This window comes from Ignavibacteria bacterium (assembly GCA_017302895.1).
In the GTDB taxonomy this organism is placed as follows: domain Bacteria; phylum Bacteroidota; class Ignavibacteria; order Ignavibacteriales; family Ignavibacteriaceae; genus UTCHB3.
This window is the reverse complement of the sequence record JAFLBV010000001.1, coordinates 1,781,628-1,804,561: the sequence shown is the minus strand read 5'-3', so window position 1 is coordinate 1,804,561 and position 22,934 is coordinate 1,781,628. Positions and strand designations below refer to the sequence as shown.

Genomic DNA, 22,934 nt, shown 5'->3' with positions numbered 1-22,934 from the left:
TTTTTTTTTCGTACATTGTGGTATTAATCGAGTTTTTTCCCCATTAACCAAAAATTTCTCTTCGGAGGCTGAAGAATGGACCAGCTATCATCAGGTCTGAGTTTGCTTTTGTTGATCGTCTTTGGTATTTCCTTCGTGATCATCGTTGTGGTTATCATTTATCAGCAAATTGCACGGAGCAGAGTTGACCATTCGGTCGAGCAGTCAGCTGCCGGTGTCGTACTGGAAGACCCTGATTCAATAGAGAGAAAAATTCTGCTGGATGACAAAATAGAACCGATCCTCCCAAGGAGTAAGAAGGATGATCACGAAATAAAATTCCGGTGATTCAACTTAAAGTTTTATAAGCCCCCGAGAGGGGCTTTGCTTTTTTAAAGAATTTTTCTTTTATTGGGTTTAATTTTTTGGATTATATTATGCGATACTCGCGAGAAATAAAAGCTCTAATCGATGATAAGCGGTTTGCCATTGCCAAAGAAATCCTTACCGCCCTAAAACAACTTCAGGTACCTGACTACAATCTGCTGTCAAGACTCTATCCGATCGATCTTGCAAAGATTGCGATGAAAGATATCGAGATTTATCTCGGTCAGAATCTTATCTCCGGGAAGAATGTGAGGGCTCACATTTATGAAGCTCCGACAGACATCTCTGATGCCCGATCCAAAGTTGAAAATACAGTATCATATCAAAACCTTCACAGTCAGCTCCTGACGGGACAGACTCCGGATATGAAATATATCGATGAGTTTTACGGTGAATATTCCGGCTTCGCTTTTAAGGTGTTCGAACAATTCAGAAAATACCGCATGTTTAGAAAATGCGGGCTCCCATCCGCTGCACATGTCAACAGGGTCGGTGCAATTGCTTCCATCATAAATATCAACGATCCAGGATCCAAATTATATTCCGCCATCGCTGTCGGCCATGATCTCATCGAGGATATCCTCTACAAAGCAGTGGACGATTACGGGATTCATTACGGATTCGACAGATACGAAGAATTTATTGAAAAATATATCCCTTCAGAACTAAGGGAAGGAATTGCCATACTTACAAACCATTACGATTTGATTATAAAATATGTTGCCGAATTTCTCGATGAAAGAGGGATTGGTATAAACAACGGATCCATCATATTTGCGCTCGAAGATTTGCACGAGAGGAACCACCCGGTGCTCTCAAAATATGCTGACAGAACACTCGAAGTGCTGAATTCACTCCCCCCCGAAACAAAAAATCTTGAGGAAATCAGGTGGGTATGTTACAAAGATCTTTACCTGAAAGATATAGCACAACTCTCAGTAAGAGCTGACAACTTCCGCTTTTATGAAATAAAGTCGTTCGACCTTTCAGATAATGGACATGGTATCGGGTCACTGAGCATGGATGCCCGCATAAAAAACCTCCTTAAACAGGAGGCATGGGCAAGAGAAGGTTATCTCTTCAAGACACAATGGGAGCCAATAAACCGTCGAATCATGGAACTCAATGAAGACATACTCGTCTTTGCCGAAGCTTTCGTAATCAAAGACCTGCTTGAGTACCAGTCAATTCAGGATTTCCTCCTCTCGGCACTTTACAAAATAAGAAGGCTGAAACAGATATTCTACACTGACTAGTTCGTTATCAGTTTATATCCAATTCCATGAACTGTTAAAATGATCTTAGGATGATTGGAGTCCACTTCAATCTTTTGTCTCAGTTTCAGAATGAAATTGTCAACAGTTCTCGTTGTGGGGTTTTCTTCGTAACCCCAGATGTCGTTAAGAAGATTGTCCCGACTCACGGTGTTGTTTTTGTTCTGCCACAAGTATTTAAGTATCTCATATTCCTTGTGTGACATCTGGACGGGTTTCCCATCGACAAAGGCGGAGTAGGTTTTAAAGTTAACATGGAGCAGACCGATATCGGCTTCATCCTCGGGCTCGGTTTCACCTGTCCCCCTCCTCAATACCGCTTTTATTCGTGCAAGCAGTTCTCTAAGGCTGAAAGGCTTCGTCACATAATCATCGGCTCCCAGTTCGAGACCAAGAACCTTGTCTATCTCCTCCCCTTTCGCTGTAATAAGAATAATCGGGGTTTTTACGCCTTTTGCCCTCGCCTGTTTGCATATTTCAAACCCGGAAACTTTTGGCAACATCACATCCAGCAGAATCAGGCTGTATTTTTCTGTAGTGGCTTTTTCAAGCCCTTCCTCACCATCCGAGGCGAGATCCACTTCATACCCTTCGAACTCGAGATTGTCCCGCAATCCCATACGCATATTAGGTTCGTCTTCAACTATTAATATCTTTATCATTTTCGATGCCATTATTTAATGATTGTTGCAATTTTTGATTGGCTTTTAGAGGAAAAAGAAGACGAAACATGCTTCCTCTCCCATAAGTGCTGAAAAGTTCAATTTTCCCTTTATGATCTTCCATAATGTGTTTTACAAGACTCAGCCCGAGACCTGCTCCTTTTGTGTTGTGAACGGGCCCGGTGTTCTCACGGTAAAATTTCTCAAAAATCTTTTTCTGGTGTTTTTCCTTGATTCCGATCCCTTGGTCTCTTACTTCAATAAAAACACCTGATTCTGAATATCCGGTGTGTAATTCAATATTTTTTTTGTCACGGCTGTATTTTGCCGCATTATCGATAAGGTTGATTACAGTTTCGGAAAGTGCTTCATAATCGGCAATTATAACGGGAATATCCTTCCCCTCGAAATAGCTGAATTTGAATCCGTTATGCTCAAGGTGAAACTTGTAGGTCTCATAAACTTTTGCACAAACATCGTTCACATCCACATAATCGAAGTGGTACTTTCTCTTTCCGGCCTCAGTTTGTGAAAAATTCAGTAGCCTGTTTACAATTTTTGAAAGTCTTTGAGCTTCCTGGCTGATGATTTTGTAATATTCCTCACGCCGGCTGTCACTCCGAACCCTCCCGAGCTCCAGAGTTTCCGAAAACATCGAAATCAAAGCCAAAGGCGTTCGAAGTTCATGAGATACATTTGAGACAAAATCACTTTTAAGCCTGACAAGCTCAAACGCTTTTTTAATGTTTTTAAATACCACCCATACACCGACAATAATAACCAGGTTTAATATGAATATCAGAGCATAGCTTCTCCACGCCCGCTCATATACCAGTTCATCTATTGTCTTTCCTTTGGGACTGATGCCAATATAATAGCCGGGTAGAAACCAAAGTTCTTTTCTGATGGTGAACTGAGATGCCAGAAGCGAGTCGGGACCGGCAATAATCGAATCCCTGACACCGTTGATGACCGGGATGGTGAAATCGTTACCCGCAACCTGCTGAACCTTGTTTTTTAGAATGTCCCTTACAAAATTTTCAGGTTGAATCAGAATTCCATAGAGCAGATTACTGCCATTCAGGGTATCGGGCACAAAGTAAAGAGAAACAAGGGGTGTATCTAACGGGACATAGAACGGCTCAAGCTTCGAATATCCCTGTTTAAGGAATACCTTCAACCGGTCGAGCTTGGGCCTTCTGAGTTGAATTACAGAATCCACAAGACGATAGAGGGAGTCACTTCTCGAGGGTGGATAAATGTAATTTGAAGTGCCGGAAATGATGCTGATATATTTTACAGGCGGTTTGTCTTTAAGAAAATCGTTGAGTGTTACATTGACCTCATCTGTCCTTCCGGAAGAAAGAGCATTTCGCAATTTAACTGCCCAACTTGTGAGTACATCCTCGGAATACTGGTTTATTGAGAATAGAACAGCTTCAAGCTGACTGTTGTATATCTGGAGTATCTGCTCCTCGTTCTGATTCAATTTTGTGAATTCATACGCCGAGTACATGATAGAAGGGAGCAGTATCGCAACAAACAGTATTATGGCGAACCGGTTTTCGGGTGTTCTCATTTATCTCGGATACTCTGATATTACAAATTTTCTCTTCATACAACCACAAAAATAGAAATAATTGTCCATTGTAAGGAATTCTCTTGGATAATTGGTGCATTATTTTGGTAAAGTGATTTAGCATTAAAAAAATCCGTGAAATAATTCCCCCTTTATCTTGGCCTTTTTCCCAAATTTGATTATTTTGTACTTAATATCTTTTGCATTCCCCATCAAAAAGATTGGAAGTATTCCGATGGCCCAAAATGTTTCCAATACCGACAATTCTATTCCGGCAGACAGCGGGTTGGGAACAGATGAATCCGCATTTCCCTCAAAAAGTAAAGACTCTCGCACTGTGATGCAGACGGGCGACATAATCATTCAAAGTCTTGAATCTTCCGATCTCATATATGTAATGAAGACTGATGCGAATGGAAATTATACATATGTGAACGACTCATTTTGTCAGGCATTCGGACTCATAAGAGAAGAAATTCTGGGTACACCTTCTTTGATGACTTTGATTGAGGAAGACAGAGCAAAATGTATGGAATCAGTTATAAAATGCTGTACCAATCCGGGAGTCCCGTGTAAAGTAACCTTAAGAAAACCATACAAAAACAACAGAATTAATGCCACTGAATGGGAATTCACTGCATTTTCAGATGGAAAAGGTGGCGTTTCTGAAGTGGTGTGTATCGGTTTTTCAGTGTCGGATAAAGTTAAGGCGGAACGGGATACCGCAGTGATACTCGCAAACATCAGTGATGTAATTATCACAATGAACACTTCGGGTATAATCAAATATGTCTCCCCCAGCGTTACCAAACTCTACGGCTACTTCCCCGAAGAATTAACAGGGAGACACTTCAAATATTTCCTCGACAGAAATGAAGTACCTGCCGTTCTGGAGAAACTCGGACAAATACTTTCAACCGGCATAAGTCAGAGCATGGAACACAGAATCAGGGCTAAGAACGGAGAATTTTACTGGACCAACTCGAAAACTTCCCTTAATCCGGAAAACGGCGAATTTATAGTAATTACGAACGATATAACCTATCGAATTGAACATGAAAACGAATTGAAGGCTCAAAAAAACGAGTTGCAGGCGATCTACGACTGCTCACCCTCGATGATTTGCACTGTGGACGCTAACAGAAGGGTTCTCACAGGCAACAGGGCTTTCTGCGAAGCAACCGGTTGGCCCGACCAGTCACTTATTCTTTCGGACAAAGCATGTGGGGTTTTCGGATGCATCAATGCCCTGGATGATCCGAGGGGCTGCGGTTTTGGAAAGAGATGCGGTGAATGCAGTCTGCGACTCGCACTGAAAAGGACGCTTGAGACAGGAGAAAGTTTGAGGGATATTGAACTGCAAACCACTGTATTGCACGGAGGTGAAACCAAATCCGTCTCTCTTCTCGGCTCCACTTCAAGGATTTCCAGAGGAGAAGATTTTGTTGTTCTCCTTTCGCTGATCGATATCAGTGAGTTAAAGGAACTGCAGACGGGACTTATCAAAGCAAAGGAGAGTGCTGAAGCTGCCAATAAACTAAAGGATACCTTTATCGAAAACCTTTCACATGAAATCAGAACTCCTCTTAACGGTATTCTCGGTTTAACCAGCATCGTTCAGGAACTTGTGGAAAATTCGGACGATCAAGACTATGATTTTGTATTCAAAGGTCTTGAAAAATCAACTAAAAGACTGATTAATACTGTCGATATGATTCTGAACTTCACGAGGCTTCAGCACGGGGATCAGGAAATCAGACCGACACAATTTAGACTGACCAACATCCTGACAAATATCGAAAAGCAGTACAAACCTCTGGCATCTGCAAAAGGTTTGATCCTCAAACTTAAATCCTCTACCGCCAAAGACACCATTCTTGCTGATGAAAACAGTGTCCTCGCCATCTTCGTGCACCTGCTCGATAATGCTGTAAAATTTACGCAATTCGGGAAGATAAGCATTGAAATATTTGAAAATTCTCCCGATATCTGCGTTAAAATTGAGGATACAGGAATCGGGATTTCTGAAACCTACCAAAAGCGGCTCTTCGAACCATACTCCCAGCAGGAATCCGGTCTCGACAGAGGCTACGAGGGACTCGGTCTGGGCCTCCCTATTGTAAAAAAACTCGTCGATTTAAATAATGCCACAATTTCAATCAAAAGCAGTGAAGGCATCGGAACCACCGTAATCGTCTCTTTCAAATCAACGAGAGTAACAAAGATTTCGCCCGATTATTGAGGGATTGAAGAATAAAAAAAAGGTTGCCACTTTCGTGACAACCTTTTTCAATTTTTGTTTGAGATCGATTGGCTATTGTAACTGCCATGTGAAGTCGGGGAGTTCATCCTTGTATGACTTCAGGTTGATCTCTCCCTGCCAGTAGAAGTAGGTGTCTTCTCCTGAGGTTGGATCTTTTACATAATCTGTCTCTGCATATAGTTTGGTTGTACCTGAACCTACCTGCTGGAATTTAATGTACTGGCCGGGTTCTACTGATCCCATGAATACATCGTCAACATAGATGTGAATCTTGTAGGTCGAGTAGTTCTCTATCTGGAGTGTGCACTCTTTGGCTCCTGGACCTCTTAAGCTTTTACCTGATTTACCTTTTACAGCAGCGGCGAGTTTTGCAAGTTCTGTTGATTTTGCAGCATCGTTGCCGAGGGTTTTTGCACCCCATGCATCTGAACATGCTATGAGAGCCTGGTAGTTGTTCTGATTCGTGGCTTTTGTGGTTGCTTCTTCAAGAAGTGCTTTTCCGGTTACGGAAGCTTTCTTCCCTGTGGCTGCTTCTTCCATGAAGAGGATCATGGCTGCTGAAACGAGGGCTTTTACATCGCCGTCTCTTCTGCCGTCACTGATTATCTCTCCAAGTTTCGAGAGAGCACTGTTGGATGAACCGAATTCGGCTTTGAAATCGATCTTGTTTACATTGACAGTATTTGCGGCAACATTTGTGGGGCTCTTGATGATCTTTGGTGGTTTCTGAGAAAAACCTGCAAAGTTGAGCAGAAAAAGAGCTGCCAGTGCGAATGCGAAAAATCTGGTGTTGATTTTCATTGTGATACCTTTGTTGTTGGTGATTGATGATGATTGATTTTTAATAAAAATAAATTCAAATTTATTTCTGTCATTTACACTTCGATTGATATTTCATTGTTCCTGAAGTTTAACTGAAAATTGATGTCGTGTGATTCAGTTAACATCTTAAAAAAATGACGGAACTTTCTGATTTTGACCCTAAAAAAAATAATCAAATTGGAGAGGAACTTAAATTAATCTATTTATTGATTAATTCCAAACTGTTTTTCATAATTAATATAAATTAGAACGCACTTTAAGAGAGTAAAAGGTATTTCAGAACCTTTTTACTCGTCGTAAGTCAGTTCGGAAGCGTAATTTTGGTTATTTCCAAATCCGGGATCTTCCCAGAATGAGGCGACGAGCTTCAGGAGTTTTTTATTTTTTGCTTTTAGCGCCAAGGTTGTAGCCTCCTGCAACACAGAAAGTCCGGTTATGGATGCCTTAACACCCGAGCATTTCTCTTCCATAAAAAGAATAAGTGCTGCACTAAGAAGTGTCTCCACGCTCTTGTGTGATCTTCCCGATTCAAGAAGTTGTGCCACCTTTGCGAGGGCATTGTTGCTGCTTGCAAAGGTTGCAGAAAAATCTGTTTTAAATGGCGATTTAATACCGGTCTGGTTCGGCTTGGATGCAAGAATTTCCTGGGCAAAAGTTGCCGAGGAGAGCATGAAACCGAACCACAATAAAATGCCGAGCTTTCTCATTGAATTCCTTTATTTTTTTAACATAAAGGTTATACAAAGGAACGGCAAATCAGGTTCCGAAAATTTTCTTTCGCTCAGTGGTCGAAATAAACCTCCCTTTTTCGCGTATCGTCTCAATAAGTTTTCGGTAGTGAATCGAAGTTCTTAAGACAGAGACTGAACCAAGTATAATTAGTTGTTCCTGTGCACGACTGAGGACAACATTCAGTTTTCTATCCACCTCGACTTCATTCTCCACACTTTTGTTTTTACCAAAGGAACCGAGCCTTTCGAGTTGGGAAGTATTGGAGACGGATGTCGAATAAATTATGATTTTGTTTTCAGACCCCTGAAATCTTTCAACAGTGTCCACCGGGAGTCCGGTTATTCCTTCCGTTTCGAGTCTTTGGTTTATGGCTGCAATCTGTGCCCTCCAAGGGGTGATAATGCCGATGTTCGGGAGTTCATTATTCGGAAGTGCTGAAATTTCCTTGATCTTTCCTACAATTTTACTTACAATCTCAGACTCAGACTCATTCATTTTACCTGTTTTGGAATATTGGGTCTCAATAAATATCAACCTGTTTCCCGTCAGAATATCCGAAAGAGATGATCCGTCAGGATTAGGATAAACAGAGGTCAAACTGTCTCTTCCCTGTAGCGCGCACTTCAGATTCCCGTGATAATAATGGTTTATGAGGTCCATTATTACTTCATGCATCCTGAATTGTTCTTTGAGTGTACCGTAAGCGTGGGTCCAGCCCTTTGAGACGGCATTATAAAACATCCTCTCGAAGAGTGAAACTTTCATATCCATGATCCCTGCTCCGTTTAAGTCTGAATCAGTAATCACAGTGTTTGCATCTCCCTGAACCGTGACGGCAGGTAACTGATTCTGATCACCTATCAGGATAAATCTCCGGAAATTGACAATAATACCGGCAAGTTGTGGTTCCAGCAATTGACTCGCTTCGTCTACGATGAGTGTATCGAACTTAAAGAAGGAACTCAGATCCTTGCTGTTTCTAACAAATGACGCCACGGTGGATGTAACTACCCGAATGCCTTTTATGTACTTTTCGAAACTCTCCAGATTATGGGTCTTCACCAGAGTTTTAAGTGAACTGGCATCCTCCTCGCTGGCACTGTTGAAGAGATATGGAATACCTGCCTCCTGAAGTTTCCTGCATACTTCCTTTATGGCTTTGTTGGTAAAGGCAAGAATTGTAACTGTTTCCTCTTCATCTCCGGCAAGGATTGCGTTGATAATCGACATAAGTGCCATTGAAGTTTTTCCTGTCCCCGGAGGTCCCTGAAGCAGGTAATAATCTCGCGATGCAAGAGCTTTTTTTACATTTTCTGCCTGACTTTGCTGCATTCCGGTTTCATTGATTGATTGCATCTCTCCGGAGACAGGTTCCCTGAGACCAAGCAATAATTCCTTCTTCCTTGTATCGGCCTCGAGAAAGCTGAACATCATCCTGACCGTGCTTATGATGCCCGAATCTTTGTAATCAGGTTCGATTGCAAAATATTTCCCGGTGGTGAACACAGATCTGTCGAGCTGCTTGTTAAAAAGTTTCACTGCAACTTTCTCGTTTGTCAGTTCGGCAATTGTTCCCTTTAAAATCTGACATTTTAAGGGCTCAAGCTCATATTCATCATGTGGATAGAGGATAATCAGATCAGATTCCCTGAATTTAGATACTTTTTGAATTGTTCTGTCGAAAACGAAAGAGTTCTTTTCCACATCATGGTGACTGAACTTTAATCCTCTAATGAGACTGAACTGAAAATCCTCCTTAATTGCCGGCTGTTGTCTCCAAAGAGAAGCAAAACTGGAATCGGTCTGCTCACTGTCATTAGAGGAAATTTTGCTGTCAAACAGCTCGTTTATCATGAATGATACGCAGGCGCGGTAATACTTTTGCTCGAGAGGTGAGGCCGCCAGGTAGTTCTTTCGGAATTTTTCGATTTTCGCCGGGGCAAATTTGTTGAATTTTGGAGGATCAAAAGTCATCAGGCGAGCAAAAAGTCTGTCGTCATTTTTTCTCAGCATGTTCAGGACGAGGAAGATCTCATTCCTGCCCGTAAGAAATTCGATCGATTTTTGAGCCATTACGGAGACATTTCTGAAATGGTTGGTACTCGCTTTGGTATAAAAGATTGCACTGTCGCCCAGTCTGTCGAATCCGTAGGTTGATTGCATAAGAAGATTATACGCGGTTACCTGCATTTCCTCACTTTTCCATACACCTGATGAGTTTGGCAAACCTGATTTAAGCTCGAGTACATTTTTCCTTTTGGGTTCAGTGTTCGAGGATTGAAGAATATCAAGTCGTCCTGTTATTCCAAAAAGTGCAGAATAAAATGTCGGCTCGGTTATTACCGTAAACTCCCCTTCCGTACCACGCAATTTCGGAAGTTCGGCTTTTATTCGAGGGACATGTACACTCAGTACCTCTGTTTTTACTTTAGGAAGGTCATCTTTAAAGGTAGCGGCAGAAATCAGATTTTCATTGATAAACCGGGCAAACGACTCCTCGAATTCCACATTGTCGTCGTAAAGATACTCATCAAGAAGATTATTTACGAGATTACCTTTGAACATCGCCGAATTATTTTCCTGGGGCAGGAGTTTTTCGATGATGTAAGTAGCAGGGCTTCTGTCTGTACCATAAAAAAGAGTACCAATGTCCTTCGCCTCAAGAAGAAAATCAGGCTCGAGAACAATCATGGTCTTTGAAAAATCGAGGGAGTACTGGTCGGGTCTTTCCTTGTTCTGCAAGATATAGAAAAAATTTACCTGAGTATATTCAGGTATAAACTCACCCCATTCATAAAGATTTTTGGCGGGTGGAAGATTGTTATTTGGCTGTCTCTGATTTTCATAAATAATGACTGAAAAATCACCCATTTCCTCCGAGAAACAAAACAATAAAATGTAGTTTTTACCATCCGGTTCCTGCTTTTTCTTGACTACTTTTTTTATTGTTGCCTGAACAAATTCGACGATCTCCTTGTTTTGCAATCCTTTGAACCGCAGCAGCGGTAATTCTTTATTTGAGTACAATGTCTGGATTGATTCAGAAACAGGTGTGTCCAGCAGGGACGAGACAGCCAGTGCGAGAGCCTTTATTCCGGCTAATAACTGATCATCGGGACAATTGTAAGGGTAGTTATGTGAGGCTTTGTTCGCAATTTTGACGAAACCAAAAAATTCGTCTTCGTGTTTTTTTGCTTCAGGATTTTTATCGAAAAGATAGACAGCCATGTGGCTCAATTGAGAAATTCTTACACCGTGATCCCTGATCAGAGACCTTAGCATCTCCTCGGTGGTTATTCTTAATTTACGCAGTTTTTCGTCGTTAGTCGAGTCCTCTGAATAGATTTCCTCGATTCGCTGAAAGACAAATTCTCCCGATACATTCATTAGATTTACCTTCTTTATTAGAAAGGAAGAATCAAAAACGAGGGTTTGGAATTCCTCTCCTTTTTTTGATTCTTCCCAAAACTGTTGCTGATTTTAAGTAATTACTACAAATCTTCTATAACATCGAGACCGGAAGGCATCGGCAGATAGAACATCACTTTCTGCACCGAACCGTCTTTCCTGACCTGTCTGATGATTCGTTTTCTTATTATCACACTGTGTTCCACATGTACATCATCCTCGATGATCGAGCCAAAAATGTAACTTGTCCCTTTTATCAGGACATTTTTCCCGAGAATCAAGGGATGATCATCACTTCCTGTCATATTAACGCTCGATTCGATGACTGAATTTTCACCAATTGTGATGCTCCCTTTTATAATATCACCCCAGGAAATGGATACTCCGTCACCAATCGTAAATGTCTGGTGCGGAAATGTTGACAAGTGGCAGTTTTCGGCAATTTTCACATTCTTGCCAAAAACCACATTTCCTTTGATATACACATTTTTTTTGATTTCGACACCATAATTGAGTTTCACACCTTTCCCGATGTGGGCTCCCTTGCCTATCTTGATATCCAGCGGTATCCCCTCTTTGTCAAGCTCGATCATGTCTCTAACCACTCCTTCATCAATGAAGAAATCATCGGGATCCTGAATTTCTATGATGTTTTTAAGCTTGTTGTACACAATTTTTTTATACAACTGCTTCATTTCCTTCAGAACCGATTTGTCGTTGAACCCCATTACCACATACTCGTTTTTAGGGCTGACTGCATCCACCGAGTAACCGGCTTTGTTGAAGAGAGCGATCAAATCGGTAATGTAAATTTCATTTTGAGCATTCTGACTCGAAATGTTCTCCACCTGTTCAATAAGTTTTTTATGATCAAAGGCGTAGACACCCGAATTGTATTCACGATTTTCGATAAGCTCATGCTTCGAGTAGGCATACCGTCTTCCGTTATATTCGGTGACATAGTGAACATGATCACTAAGGGCGAGGATATCTTTGTGCTCCATAATCTCGATTACTTTGTTCTCGTCCTTGCCTGCAGGCTGACCATCTATATCCGTTGACTTCACACGCACGATTCTTCCATATTGATTGGCTTCAATATTTCCTTCATACATTCCCGTTAGTACCATCATATCGGCACCCGAGTCCTTAAATGCTTTTCTAAACATTGAGACTGTCTCATTGTCTATCAAGCCCATGTCACCGGGGAATACATAAACCACACCGGAAAACCTCTTTTTGTCCACCTTTTCCAGTCCTACCTGCACAGCATGACCGGTACCGTTCTGAAATTCCTGGTAAGCAAAACTTACCTTATCTCTTTTACCAAAAACGGCGAGCACATCCAATGCTTTTATCCCTACCACGAGCACTGTATTCATCGAGGAAAACTCGTTGTTGCAGGCATTGTAAACCCTCTCCACCGTTGGGATACCCCAAATAGTGTGAAGCATTTTTGAGGTTTGCGATTTGATTCTTTTGCCGTGCCCGGCGGCGAGAATAATTGCAACTTCATTTTGTGAATAATCGAGTTCAGAACTAAATTCTTCAACCCCCTGATAAACTTGTTGTGCGTATGTCAGTTCCATTTTACACTCCGGATTTTTTATTAATTACTTGCTTTCTTCGATCCACTTTTTCCAGGTTTCCGGTTCGTAGCCGACGGTGCATTTTTTACCGTTCCTTACGACCGGAGTTTTTAGGAGAAGAGAATCATCCAATAATTTTGTAAACTTATCGAAGACCATATACTGCATGTTTAGCTTTTTGTAACGGTCGGAATTTTCATCAAACACTTCATCGATATCGAGAACTGCTGTGATGTTTTCCAGTTCTCCTTTTGCAAGTCCTTTTTCGTTCAAATCTCTAAAATGAAAAGGTACCCGTCTTTCCTTAAAATATCTTTCAGCCTTTTGTGTCTCACGACATTTTTTTGTACCAATTATAATAATGTTCATCGCAAAACTTTAATAAGTTAATAGTTTAAAGTAAAAAATAACCCCTAATATTTCTTGAAACCCTTCCAAATGGCTGCAAGTCTCTCCTTAATGCTTTTTTCACTGCCGTTTTCAGAAGGAAGATAATACTGCCTTCCCTTCAATTCTTTCGGAAGGTATTCCTCCTGCAAAAAATGACCGGGATAGCTGTGTGGATATCGGTAGTTTGTGCCGTAACCAATATTTTTCATGTAACCGGTGGGCGCATTCCGAAGATGAAGTGGAACTGCATGGAGTGGTTCCTTCTCAACATCTGCGAGTGCCTTGTCGATAGCCTGATAAGATGCATTACTTTTAGGAGAAGATGCAAGGTAAGTGGCACATTGAGACAGAATTATCCGTGCCTCGGGCATCCCGATTTTATCAACAGCAGAAAAAGTTGCCTCAGCGAGTAAAAGGGCATTGGGCGAGGCGTTTCCGATATCTTCAGATGCCAGGATTATCATTCTTCTTGCGATAAAAAGCGGGTCCTCACCTCCGGCAAGCATTCTTGCCATCCAGTAAACGGCCGCATCGGGATCACTTCCTCTGATACTTTTTATGAATGCAGAGATGATGTTATAATGTTCTTCACCGGCTTTATCGTAAATAATATTCTTTTTCTGGATGACATTTTCAATTTCCGCCTGACTAATCGTTACTTTCGCAGCTTCAGGACTCGACAACACAATCGCTTCAACGATATTCAAAGCAGACCGGGCATCACCTCCTGAAACAAGGTAAAGATAGTCGAATGCAATATCATCAAAATCGACTTTTGCCATCGAGAGTACCGGGTCATTCGTCAAAGCCCCCTTTATTATCCCCGTAATGTCCTGCTCCGCAAGCTCATTCAGTTTGAAAATTCTCATCCTCGATCTTAGAGCCGGGATTACTTCAAAGGAAGGATTTTCGGTAGTGGCGCCAATAAGAGTGATTGTTCCCTGTTCCACAGAACCGAGCAACGCATCCTGCTGCCCTTTGTTGAACCTGTGGATTTCATCGATAAAAAGAATTGTCTTAAATCCTTTTGTTTTTTCTTCGAGAGCCTTGGCAATAATCTCTCTTACTTCCTTGACGCCTGAAGAAACAGCATTAATTTGATGAAATTTAGAACCCGTGGAATGTGCAATAATCTTGGCTATGGTTGTTTTGCCCGTACCGGGTGGACCCCACAGGAGAAAGGAGGAAATAAACCCCGACTCAATCATATTACGCAGGGGTTTTCCTTTTGCAAGGAGGTGTTCCTGCCCCTTAAAATCGTCAAGTTTGAGAGGTCTGCATCTTTCGGCGAGAGGAACAAAACTTTCATTCAGAGTCATTTTTTCTCAACCTTGATGACTTTTTCATTCTCTTTTTTCATGTTGTGCTTTTCTCTTGCCACTTGCTCAATTTTGGCATCATACTGCTTTTGCAGCGAATCGATTTGATCCCGAAGCCCTTTATTCTGACGGCGAAGAGTGTCAAGCTCCATCCCAAGGTCTTTAATCTGTTGTTTCAATTCACTGTGCCTGAAGAAACCATTGGCATTGAAAATGATATAGGTAGCAATCAATCCGACTATCAAAACCGAAAACCAGAGAAACAACCGTGGCTTCTTCTTATCCGTCATCAGAGGGAAATCCTTACAATTTTGTCAACCAGTTCTTCGTAGCTGATCCCTTTTTCCTTTGCCATCTTGGGGAGGAGACTTGTTGCCGTCATTCCAGGGAGTGAATTGACCTCCAGACAGAATGGTTTGTTTTCAGGAGAGAGCCGAAAATCGACTCTCGCATATCCTTTACATCCGATTGAATGGTAGGCAAGAAGTGTTTGTTCCTGGATAAATGCAGCGAGATCATCATCAATCGGTGCAGGAACAAGATATTCACTCATTCCGGATGTGTACTTACACTCGTAATCGTAGAGACCATGCTTTGGTCTGATCTCCAGAACAGGAAGTGCGACTCCGTCAAGGACCCCGACTGTGAGCTCCCTCCCGGGGATATACTCCTCTATCAGTACATTTTCAGAATATTGAAAAGCGAATCTGAAGGCCTCTTCAAGTTGATCCTCTTTTTCAACTAGTGTTAACCCGAAGGTGGATCCTTCATCGTTTGGTTTGACAATAACGGGGAAACCGAAATCTTTGATTACCCAGTCCTTGTCAATTTTGTAATCAAAACTCTCCCTGAAAACATTAAAACCTTTTGGAACGATTACACCACTGTTATTGAAAATTATTTTTGCCTTCCCTTTGTTCATTGCCAGAGCGCAGGAAAGCACACCGGGACCTGTATATTTTAGTCCTCTTAATTGAAGCAGTGACTGTATTTGTCCGTCTTCACCCCACCTGCCATGAAGACCGATAAAAACAAGATCTGCATCATCAAAAACCGGCAAACTGACAGAAGGGATATAATTCAGGAAAGATACCTGCCTGCCATCATCGGGTAAAAAGTACTTTTCTGCTTCATTGTGCTGGTTGACTCCGAGAGCCGGATCAATAACTGTTACTTTATAACCATTTGCGAGGAGAGCTTTGTAGATGCCGGAGGATGAACTTTTCGAGACTTCCCTCTCGGAAGATGCCCCACCGGCGAGTAAAACCACTTTTGTTTCGTTTTTTGTCTTCATTAATTTTCCAAATTATAGGGGTAACAAGAAGAAAAGTGAAAAACCGTCAGGTATCTGTATTTCCCGGTCCCATGTGATGATTCGAAGTGTGTCACTTTTCCTAAAATCTGTTTTTTTGATGTAAACTAATGCCGTAGCTTTTTCCCGCAATTGCATACAATTCATCAATTTGATGCCTAAGCAGAGGTTTTATTCCCCCTGTTTTTGCTGCCTCAAGCACTACCCTGGCAGTATGTTCCAGTTTGTCAGTTCTGTAAAATGCTTCTTTGAGATTCCTGCCCGTTGCAACTGCTCCATGATTTTCAAGTAGAAAAACCGTTGCATATTCGAGATAAGGATCGAGAGAATGGTGAAGTCCGTCTGTTGAAGGTGCAGCATATCTGCAGGTCGGGATACGCCCGAGTGTGAGTATTACCTCAGGAAACAGAGGTTTATCCAGTGAAATATTTGAAGAAGCACAAACAAGTGCAGAGACGGGATGCGTATGAACTACTGCATTTACATCAGTTCTGTTTTTATAAATGTGGAGATGAAGTTTATATTCTGTGCTGACTTTTCTGACTCCCGAAACTTTATTTCCGTTCGGGTCAATTTCCACAAAATCGCTCGCAGTTATCTCGCCTTTGCAAACAGAAGAACCTGTTATCAGGATGTTTCCATTCGCAAGTCTGACAGACAGATTCCCGTCAGTTGCAGCAAGAAAACCCCTCTCCCAGGACAATTTTGAGTATCGAAGAAGTTCTTCTACTTCTTGCATTTTCTTTCCAGAGCCTCCATGAGCTGCATATTCGCAAGCCCGTCAAGGGAGGTAATCGGCGGTTGAACTTTTTTCAGAAAGGATGTATTAACATCACGCAAAAGCCGGTAAAGTTTATTCGCTCTCTTACGGAAGACTTTCTGAGCCTCTCCATCCAGACTTATGGTCAGTTTTGAAGAACTGTAGCGCATCCCGATCAGATTGTCTATACGAACAGAGCCCTTGTGACCGGTAATTTTAAGGGAATTTATCCCTTTTTTTGCTGCATAAGAAACGGTAAAATTGCCATAACTGCCGTTTTCGAATTTTACGACAGCAGTGGCAAAATCTTCCACATCGGCTTTATAAACAAGATTATCGAGATATCCGGATATTTCCGATATATCTCCCAGTAAATACCGGAATGTGTCTATCATGTGGGTCCCAAGGTCTCGAAGTGCACCTCCACCTGCCAGTGCTCGCTCATACCTGAAATTTGAACCGGGTACAAGGTCGACATTAAAATCTGCCTGAATGTTTAAGATTCTACCAAGTTTATGATTATCCAGCAGGTCTTTTGCTTTAACTATGAAGGGGTGGTATCTATAGGTATAGTTGATGGTAAAGATTCTGCCTGCTTCCTGAGCGAGTTTGTGCAATTCAGCAGCCTCTTCAGCGGTATTCGTTATAGGCTTTTCGCACAACACAAATATTCCGGCAAGCAGAGCCTTTTTTGCCTGCAAAAAGTGAGTCGAGTTGGCGCCGGCTATGTAAACCGCGTCTATTCCTGATGCAAGAAAAGCATCAAAATTATCAAAATGGTTAGCGGCACCAAATTTATCGGCAAATGATTTAGCCCGGTGGATGTCTCCACTATAGACCGAATGAAGTTTTGCCCTCCTCAAAAGATTGAAAGCCGGCATAAACCCCGATTCTGCGAAATTTCCCAGACCCGCGATGCCCCACATCATTTTTTGTCTTTTAATCGAGGAAGCTATATTAAGCATTTTTTTCACCTTTAGAGAAAAAGTCTCATTAAATTTTAAGTTTTTCCATCAGCATGTTCACCGGTTTCGGGTTCTGCATTATGTAGAAGTGCAGACACGGTACACCCGAATTGATGAGGTCTTCGGCTTGTTTCACTGCCCAGTTTACTCCCACTTCCATCACATGCTCAGGTTTTGCTTCCATTATTTCACCCGAAAGTTCCTCGGGAATGTTGATGTAAAAGTTCTTTGGAATGTTCTTTAAATGCGATTTTGAAGTCAGTATCTTTAATCCCGGCAGTATTGGAGCGGTAATCCCGATTTCAGCCGCTTTCTCGCGATAGTTGAAAAATGCATTATTGTCAAAAAACATCTGAGTGACAATGTAATCGGCACCGGCCTCTATTTTTTGCTTTGTGAAAAGCAGATCTGTCTTCAAGTTGGGAGCCTCGTAATGTTTTTCAGGATATCCTGAAACTCCGATACAAAAATTGGATGGTTTTGCATCCAGAAGTTCCTCTTCAAGATAGATCCCCTTGTTCATATCGGCGACCTGTTTAACCAGATCAATTGCATATTTGTTTGTTGTTCTGCCGCTTGAAATCTCTTTTTCAAATCCTTTGTCATCACCCTGAATTGCGAGAACATTATTCACTCCGAGATAACCGAGTTCAATAAGAAAATCCTCTGTTTCTTCCTTTGTGAAGTTTTTACACAGGATGTGGGGAACAGCTTCAATTCTGTACTTGTTTTGAATAAGAGCGCAAATCCCCAAAGTTCCGGGGCGTTTGCGGATAACTTTTTTTCTGATTCCTTTTGGAGTCTCTTCATAAACGATTTCGGCCGCATGGCTTGTTATATCGATAAAGGGAGGTTTATAACGGGCAATACTCTCTATTGTGTGAAGAAGGCTGTCGATTTCGCCACCTCTTTTTGGTGGAATTATCTCAAAACTGATTAATGTATCTTTAGCGTTGGCAAGAACTTCTGTAACTTTCATCTAATCTCAGCACTGTTTGATTTATTGTGATTATAATAACTTAAAACGAATCCGTAAATTTAAACTATAATTATGAAAAATTATCCGTTTTCCATCATTTTTTTATTTAACGGACTCAATATAAACAAAACTTAAAAATGAACTTATTACCTTCTAAATTGGACTCATTGATTCCTGATTCTTTCATTCCCCGGAAAATTTATACATGAAAACAGCTCTTTTACTCTCGGGTGGTGTCGACAGTTCTGTTGCGTTGGCTCTTCTTAAAGAACAGGGACAAGATGTAACCGCTTTTTATCTCAAAATCTGGCTTCAGGATGAATTCACTTCTTTGGGCGACTGCCCGTGGGAAGAGGACATCGAATATTGCGAAGGGGTAACAAAAAAACTCGGTATCCCTTTCGAAGTAAGGACCATGCAGAATGAGTATTGGGATGCAGTGGTTTCTTACACAATAGATGAAATTAAAGACGGCAGAACTCCAAATCCCGATATCTTTTGCAACAGCCTGATAAAATTTGGGAAGTTTTTTGACAAGATTGATGATTCCTACGAAAAAGTAGCAACCGGACATTATGCCGGTGTCGAAGAAGTTGACGGGAGATTTCTATTGAAAATCACCCCTGACCCGGTTAAAGATCAGACCTATTTTCTTTCCTATTTGAACCAAACTCAGCTCTCAAGGGCTCTGTTTCCATTAAGTTCACTGAAGAAAAGTGAAGTCAGAAGTGTTGCCGCCCGATATGATCTCCCGACTCAAAATAAAAAGGACAGTCAGGGGATCTGCTTTCTCGGTCAAATAAAATTTAAGGATTTTATAAAGTATCATCTTGGTGAAATGCCCGGTGATATGATTGATATCGATACCGGAAAAACGATGGGAAAGCACAGTGGCTATTACTTTTACACTATCGGACAGCGTTCGGGACTTGGTTTGAGCGGAGGTCCATGGTTTGTCGTTCAGAAAGATATCCCGAACAATATTCTCTACATATCGAGAGAAGATGAATCAATTGACCGCGAAAGAGACAAATTCCGCGTAACCAATTTCAACTGGTTTGCAGGAAAACCACCCGAATCGATGGAGGGTCTGAAGGTAAAGGTAAGACACGGTCCCAACTTCTACAATTGTACTCTCGACTTTGACAGTGAAATTTCCGCAATCGTTAAGATAGAAAAGCCCGACAAAGGTATTGCCCCGGGACAGTTCGCGGTCTTCTATCAGGGTGGTTACTGTCTCGGTGGAAGTTTGATTTTTGGGATTTAGGATCAAATTGAGTTGGTTATAAATTCTTACGGGAAGTTCTTCCTGCAATATTGTATTAACCATCATTTTTATAGCTAAAGGGTTGAAATTGATAATTACAAATCAGGCTTTATTTTATATTATATTCGCATTAGAATCTTGAATTTTTTATAAAATTTCCCCGGCTGAAAACCATATGAGCATTATTGATCTTGATGAACTCTCCAAAAGAGAGAGTGAACGAGTTGAATGGAAAGAGAATGTTGCAGACATCGAGGATGTGGTTAAAACCGCTGTTGCATTTGCGAACGATTATTCCAATCTCGGCGGTGGCTACATTATTTGTGGTGCAGCAGAGACCAGGGATGAATATGGTTTTCAGAAAATTGATTTGAAGGGACTGGATTCAAACCGCCTGAAAGAAATTGAGGGTAAAACATTGACCCTGCTTAGGGAAAGAGTTTCCCCTCCCCTCGTTCCTGTGACTGAAGAAATTCAGGTCGGTTCAGGAAAAAGAATTCTGGTTTTTATTATCGCTGCCAGTGAGAAAGCCCACTCGTTCAGAAGTGTGCGAACCGGAGAGACTGTGTATTACATCAGGATCGGAAGACAAACCCGCGAAGCCCGCAACGGGCTGATGTTGGATCTTTTTCGTTCCAAGGGCGTAATGCCATCATGGGACAAGCAACTCAATAAATCTGCTTCAGTAAATGATATCGATTTGATTACTCTCAGGAGTTATCTTCAGGAAATGAAGCTATGGGATGAGAGAAAAAGTATCGATGACTACCTTTCAGCTTCCCTCTCTTTTTCAGCTCACATACCACCTTTGCTCGGTTATGAAGGGATTAATCAAAAGGAGTTTCCGAAAAATTTTTCATTGTTACTGTTCTCTAATGAACCTCTTAAATTTTTTAGCGGTGCATTCGCATATCTATCGATATATAAAGGAAATGACAGAAGTGAACCTTATGGAGTAAGACACGAAATCACCGGCAATATCATTACCCAAACAAAAAAATTGATAGACCTGCTTGGTTACGAGACTGCCACTTTCTTCAATAAGGAAAGTTCGAAACCCAACCTTGAACGGTACCCTAAAAGAGCGCTCCAAGAGGCGGTTGTAAATTGTATGGTCCACCGTGATTACGAGATTGACCAACCCGTCAGAATTACAATTTTTAATGACCGAATTGAGTTCCTCTCACCCGGTAAACTGCCATCACAAATCGACAAAACCGAATTCAGAAAAGGACGCTCTGCACCATTTTGGAGAAATCAGACTTTGGCATATTTTTTTAACAAAATGCAGCTTGCTCAGGCAGAGGGTCAAGGTATCCCAACAATAATCAGAACTCTGTCTGAAGCAGGATGCCCTGCGCCAAAATTTGAATTTGGCGAAGAATCTGTGACAACAATAATCTATCCAAACAGCAGCATCTGATTTTATTCAGTCTTTTGAAATAGATATTCCCAAAATATACCTTTACTCCCACTTCCCGTTTTTGACGACGCCCATATAACCCGTAACTACTTTACGGGTTGGATCGAAGAATTGATAATCCTTTTCGAGGTCATATTTTGCCGGGTTGTGCGGTCTCGTAGTAATCAGAGTCTCGTGGACACACCACTTGGCGCCCGGGTTGCACCCGCTGTCTTTTGCTTTATACTCATACAGGACTGTTTTACCAGGAAATTCTTTCTGTACCTTTTTTGCTTCGTGCGCCATTCCGGAAAGAGTCTTTGTTTTAGAATCAACTGCATAAAATGAATAAATTTTCTTCAGATTTTTAACCATCTTTTCGGTAAGAGTGTAGCCTTTTGGAATTCCCAATTCTCCATCAAGCATTATGTAGGTTATCCTGTTTTTTGTGATTCCTTTCGGGTCGAGAACTTCAAGTTTTCGCATTTTCGTACTTTTGTTGTGCGGGTCATCTCCCCCAATATAGAGGAAATCAAACATCTGATGTGCCGGGAAAACACCACTTGAGTGAACAATAAGAAAAGTCTCATTAAAACCGTATTGCTGATATGCAGCTACAAATCTTTTTGTCATCTCTTTTATCTCAATTTCCCTTGAATCATAATATTCCTCAACGGGACCCTTTACGACTATTATCATCCCGATATTAAACTCTTTTAACTTCGCCTTGTAAAGCTCCTCTGTCCATTTCTGCACCCATTTGAGTTTTGCACCCATACCACCCATGGTAATCAGAACATTTTTCCCTTTTAAGTTTTCCTTGCCCAACGGATAAATGATTAAAATTTGATTCTTTCCGATTGAGTCTGAGGGGGAAAGCGTTGTATCCGAAGACTGTATCTTAACGGATGAATCTGTTATTCGGCTGCCAAGCACAGTTTCAGGAGAATTTGGTTTCTGCAATCCATAAACAAGAATTAGAGTGAGGACGATGATTGCAATAAATGAATACAGAGCATACTTTTTCATTTGACTATCGCATATTAAAAGAATTTCACCTTTCAATACTACTGATTTTAGATCAATTCTCACAATAAAAATCCAAAAAGTCTGAATGAATAATTAATTTTAAATTTAACTTGACAATAATTAAAATAATGATTATATTTCACAAGAGAACCTGTTTTTAATGAAACTGATTGGAATTCCGGTTTGAAGAGTTTTTGTAGAATTTCCTGTTCATTTGGAATCTGCACTTCCAAATCCGGCAATATATTTCAGGTTCGCACGCAGTCCAGTATCCTTCCGCACCCGCTCCTTTTAATCAATATAATTTTCAACTTACCCCGAGGATGCCATGAAACTTGTTTACTTGTTTCTCCCGCTTCTGTTCCTTTTTACAAATACAATCTTCTCTCAACAGAAAGTTGAGACTAATTTTGAAGTAAAAGATCAAAAAATCTACATTTATTACCAGTTTGACGGCGATCCTGAGGACAAATACGAGATCGAAGTTAAACTCAAAAGAGGCCACAACCCCGAATTTTCTTATGAACCGCTCGAATTAAAGGGCGATATTGGCAAAGGATACTTTGCAAAAAAGAAGTGCACCATCATCTGGGAACTCAAGGAATCTGAGACACAGCAATTTGCTGATGGTGACGATTTCTATTTTGAAGTGGTTGTTGATGAGTCAAAAAGTAAATTATGGTTATATCTCTTGGGAGGTGGAGTTATCGTAAGTGGAGGAATTGCGGCAATTCTCCTGGGGATGCCAAGAAATGATCCTCCCTCAGAAACGAAACTACCCATGCCGCCCGCAAGGCCTTAAACAGGAGAACAATC

20 protein-coding genes are annotated in these 22,934 nt (G+C 41.2%); 6 read left to right on the top strand and 14 right to left on the bottom strand.

Features of this window, described 5'->3' with window-relative positions:
- Window positions 1-75 precede the first annotated feature (75 nt).
- Window positions 76-327, top strand: coding sequence for a hypothetical protein (locus J0L60_07335; protein MBN8545932.1), 252 nt, complete (start codon window positions 76-78; stop codon window positions 325-327).
- Window positions 328-416: 89 nt separating this feature from the next.
- On the top strand, window positions 417-1,622 hold the full coding sequence (locus J0L60_07330; GenBank protein ID MBN8545931.1) for a hypothetical protein: 1,206 nt from the start codon (window positions 417-419) through the stop codon (window positions 1,620-1,622).
- Here the strand turns inward: J0L60_07330 and J0L60_07325 are convergent.
- The gene (locus tag J0L60_07325; GenBank protein ID MBN8545930.1) at window positions 1,619-2,302 is read right to left on the bottom strand and encodes a response regulator transcription factor; all 684 of its coding nucleotides are present in this window, start codon (window positions 2,300-2,302) and stop codon (window positions 1,619-1,621) included. The two genes, J0L60_07330 and J0L60_07325, sit on opposite strands and share 4 nt — an antisense overlap.
- On the bottom strand, window positions 2,280-3,881 hold the full coding sequence (locus J0L60_07320; protein ID MBN8545929.1) for a HAMP domain-containing histidine kinase: 1,602 nt from the start codon (window positions 3,879-3,881) through the stop codon (window positions 2,280-2,282). The genes J0L60_07325 and J0L60_07320 overlap by 23 nt, the downstream gene beginning before the upstream one ends.
- Window positions 3,882-4,116: 235 nt before the next feature.
- Between J0L60_07320 and J0L60_07315 the strand changes: the two genes are divergently transcribed.
- Window positions 4,117-6,123 carry a PAS domain S-box protein gene (locus J0L60_07315; GenBank protein MBN8545928.1) on the top strand — a complete coding sequence of 669 codons (2,007 nt, stop codon included), beginning with the start codon at window positions 4,117-4,119 and terminating at the stop codon, window positions 6,121-6,123.
- Window positions 6,124-6,195: 72 nt separating this feature from the next.
- Here J0L60_07315 and J0L60_07310 read toward each other — a convergent pair whose 3' ends face one another.
- From J0L60_07310 to J0L60_07260, 11 genes are all read right to left on the bottom strand, one after another.
- Complete coding sequence (locus J0L60_07310; protein ID MBN8545927.1) at window positions 6,196-6,945, bottom strand: hypothetical protein; 750 nt, start codon at window positions 6,943-6,945, stop codon at window positions 6,196-6,198.
- A gap of 308 nt (window positions 6,946-7,253) precedes the next feature.
- Window positions 7,254-7,673: a hypothetical protein gene (locus J0L60_07305; protein ID MBN8545926.1), complete on the bottom strand. Its 420-nt coding sequence runs from the start codon at window positions 7,671-7,673 to the stop codon at window positions 7,254-7,256.
- A 49-nt stretch (window positions 7,674-7,722) separates the two neighbouring features.
- Window positions 7,723-11,085, bottom strand: coding sequence for an AAA family ATPase (locus J0L60_07300; GenBank protein ID MBN8545925.1), 3,363 nt, complete (start codon window positions 11,083-11,085; stop codon window positions 7,723-7,725).
- Window positions 11,086-11,189: 104 nt separating this feature from the next.
- A complete protein-coding gene (locus tag J0L60_07295; protein ID MBN8545924.1) occupies window positions 11,190-12,695 on the bottom strand; it encodes an NTP transferase domain-containing protein in 1,506 nt (501 codons plus the stop codon).
- A gap of 24 nt (window positions 12,696-12,719) precedes the next feature.
- Complete coding sequence (locus tag J0L60_07290) at window positions 12,720-13,064, bottom strand: ArsC family transcriptional regulator (protein ID MBN8545923.1); 345 nt, start codon at window positions 13,062-13,064, stop codon at window positions 12,720-12,722.
- Between the two features lie 44 nt (window positions 13,065-13,108).
- Window positions 13,109-14,404, bottom strand: a complete 1,296-nt coding sequence (locus J0L60_07285) for a replication-associated recombination protein A (protein MBN8545922.1) — start codon at window positions 14,402-14,404, stop codon at window positions 13,109-13,111.
- Window positions 14,401-14,694: a septum formation initiator family protein gene (locus tag J0L60_07280; GenBank protein ID MBN8545921.1), complete on the bottom strand. Its 294-nt coding sequence runs from the start codon at window positions 14,692-14,694 to the stop codon at window positions 14,401-14,403. The genes J0L60_07285 and J0L60_07280 overlap by 4 nt, the downstream gene beginning before the upstream one ends.
- Window positions 14,694-15,698, bottom strand: a complete 1,005-nt coding sequence (locus J0L60_07275) for a D-alanine--D-alanine ligase (GenBank protein MBN8545920.1) — start codon at window positions 15,696-15,698, stop codon at window positions 14,694-14,696. The genes J0L60_07280 and J0L60_07275 overlap by 1 nt, the downstream gene beginning before the upstream one ends.
- A gap of 100 nt (window positions 15,699-15,798) precedes the next feature.
- Window positions 15,799-16,455 carry a class II aldolase/adducin family protein gene (locus J0L60_07270; protein ID MBN8545919.1) on the bottom strand — a complete coding sequence of 219 codons (657 nt, stop codon included), beginning with the start codon at window positions 16,453-16,455 and terminating at the stop codon, window positions 15,799-15,801.
- Window positions 16,443-17,441: a Gfo/Idh/MocA family oxidoreductase gene (locus J0L60_07265; protein MBN8545918.1), complete on the bottom strand. Its 999-nt coding sequence runs from the start codon at window positions 17,439-17,441 to the stop codon at window positions 16,443-16,445. The genes J0L60_07270 and J0L60_07265 overlap by 13 nt, the downstream gene beginning before the upstream one ends.
- Before the next feature lie 28 nt (window positions 17,442-17,469).
- A complete protein-coding gene (locus J0L60_07260) occupies window positions 17,470-18,420 on the bottom strand; it encodes a methylenetetrahydrofolate reductase (protein ID MBN8545917.1) in 951 nt (316 codons plus the stop codon).
- 205 nt (window positions 18,421-18,625) lie between these two features.
- Here J0L60_07260 and mnmA point away from each other — a divergent pair, with 205 nt between their 5' ends.
- Together mnmA and J0L60_07250 are read left to right on the top strand one after the other, a co-directional pair.
- A complete protein-coding gene (mnmA, locus tag J0L60_07255) occupies window positions 18,626-19,687 on the top strand; it encodes a tRNA 2-thiouridine(34) synthase MnmA (protein ID MBN8545916.1) in 1,062 nt (353 codons plus the stop codon).
- Between the two features lie 175 nt (window positions 19,688-19,862).
- On the top strand, window positions 19,863-21,110 hold the full coding sequence (locus tag J0L60_07250) for a putative DNA binding domain-containing protein (protein MBN8545915.1): 1,248 nt from the start codon (window positions 19,863-19,865) through the stop codon (window positions 21,108-21,110).
- A gap of 42 nt (window positions 21,111-21,152) precedes the next feature.
- Here the strand turns inward: J0L60_07250 and J0L60_07245 are convergent, their stop codons facing one another.
- Window positions 21,153-22,118: a hypothetical protein gene (locus J0L60_07245; protein ID MBN8545914.1), complete on the bottom strand. Its 966-nt coding sequence runs from the start codon at window positions 22,116-22,118 to the stop codon at window positions 21,153-21,155.
- Between the two features lie 328 nt (window positions 22,119-22,446).
- Between J0L60_07245 and J0L60_07240 the strand changes: the two genes are divergently transcribed.
- A complete protein-coding gene (locus J0L60_07240) occupies window positions 22,447-22,920 on the top strand; it encodes a hypothetical protein (GenBank protein MBN8545913.1) in 474 nt (157 codons plus the stop codon).
- Window positions 22,921-22,934: the final 14 nt, after the last annotated feature.

Coding starts and splice junctions, on each gene's coding strand:
- J0L60_07335 (MBN8545932.1), top strand. CDS start 76: ATGGACCAGCTATCATCAGGTCTGAGTTTGCTTTTGTTGATCGTCTTT.
- J0L60_07330 (MBN8545931.1), top strand. CDS start 417: ATGCGATACTCGCGAGAAATAAAAGCTCTAATCGATGATAAGCGGTTT.
- J0L60_07325 (MBN8545930.1), bottom strand. CDS start 2,302: ATGATAAAGATATTAATAGTTGAAGACGAACCTAATATGCGTATGGGA.
- J0L60_07320 (MBN8545929.1), bottom strand. CDS start 3,881: ATGAGAACACCCGAAAACCGGTTCGCCATAATACTGTTTGTTGCGATA.
- J0L60_07315 (MBN8545928.1), top strand. CDS start 4,117: ATGGCCCAAAATGTTTCCAATACCGACAATTCTATTCCGGCAGACAGC.
- J0L60_07310 (MBN8545927.1), bottom strand. CDS start 6,945: ATGAAAATCAACACCAGATTTTTCGCATTCGCACTGGCAGCTCTTTTT.
- J0L60_07305 (MBN8545926.1), bottom strand. CDS start 7,673: ATGAGAAAGCTCGGCATTTTATTGTGGTTCGGTTTCATGCTCTCCTCG.
- J0L60_07300 (MBN8545925.1), bottom strand. CDS start 11,085: ATGAATGTATCGGGAGAATTTGTCTTTCAGCGAATCGAGGAAATCTAT.
- J0L60_07295 (MBN8545924.1), bottom strand. CDS start 12,695: ATGGAACTGACATACGCACAACAAGTTTATCAGGGGGTTGAAGAATTT.
- J0L60_07290 (MBN8545923.1), bottom strand. CDS start 13,064: ATGAACATTATTATAATTGGTACAAAAAAATGTCGTGAGACACAAAAG.
- J0L60_07285 (MBN8545922.1), bottom strand. CDS start 14,404: ATGACTCTGAATGAAAGTTTTGTTCCTCTCGCCGAAAGATGCAGACCT.
- J0L60_07280 (MBN8545921.1), bottom strand. CDS start 14,694: ATGACGGATAAGAAGAAGCCACGGTTGTTTCTCTGGTTTTCGGTTTTG.
- J0L60_07275 (MBN8545920.1), bottom strand. CDS start 15,698: ATGAAGACAAAAAACGAAACAAAAGTGGTTTTACTCGCCGGTGGGGCA.
- J0L60_07270 (MBN8545919.1), bottom strand. CDS start 16,455: ATGCAAGAAGTAGAAGAACTTCTTCGATACTCAAAATTGTCCTGGGAG.
- J0L60_07265 (MBN8545918.1), bottom strand. CDS start 17,441: ATGCTTAATATAGCTTCCTCGATTAAAAGACAAAAAATGATGTGGGGC.
- J0L60_07260 (MBN8545917.1), bottom strand. CDS start 18,420: ATGAAAGTTACAGAAGTTCTTGCCAACGCTAAAGATACATTAATCAGT.
- mnmA (MBN8545916.1), top strand. CDS start 18,626: ATGAAAACAGCTCTTTTACTCTCGGGTGGTGTCGACAGTTCTGTTGCG.
- J0L60_07250 (MBN8545915.1), top strand. CDS start 19,863: ATGAGCATTATTGATCTTGATGAACTCTCCAAAAGAGAGAGTGAACGA.
- J0L60_07245 (MBN8545914.1), bottom strand. CDS start 22,118: ATGAAAAAGTATGCTCTGTATTCATTTATTGCAATCATCGTCCTCACT.
- J0L60_07240 (MBN8545913.1), top strand. CDS start 22,447: ATGAAACTTGTTTACTTGTTTCTCCCGCTTCTGTTCCTTTTTACAAAT.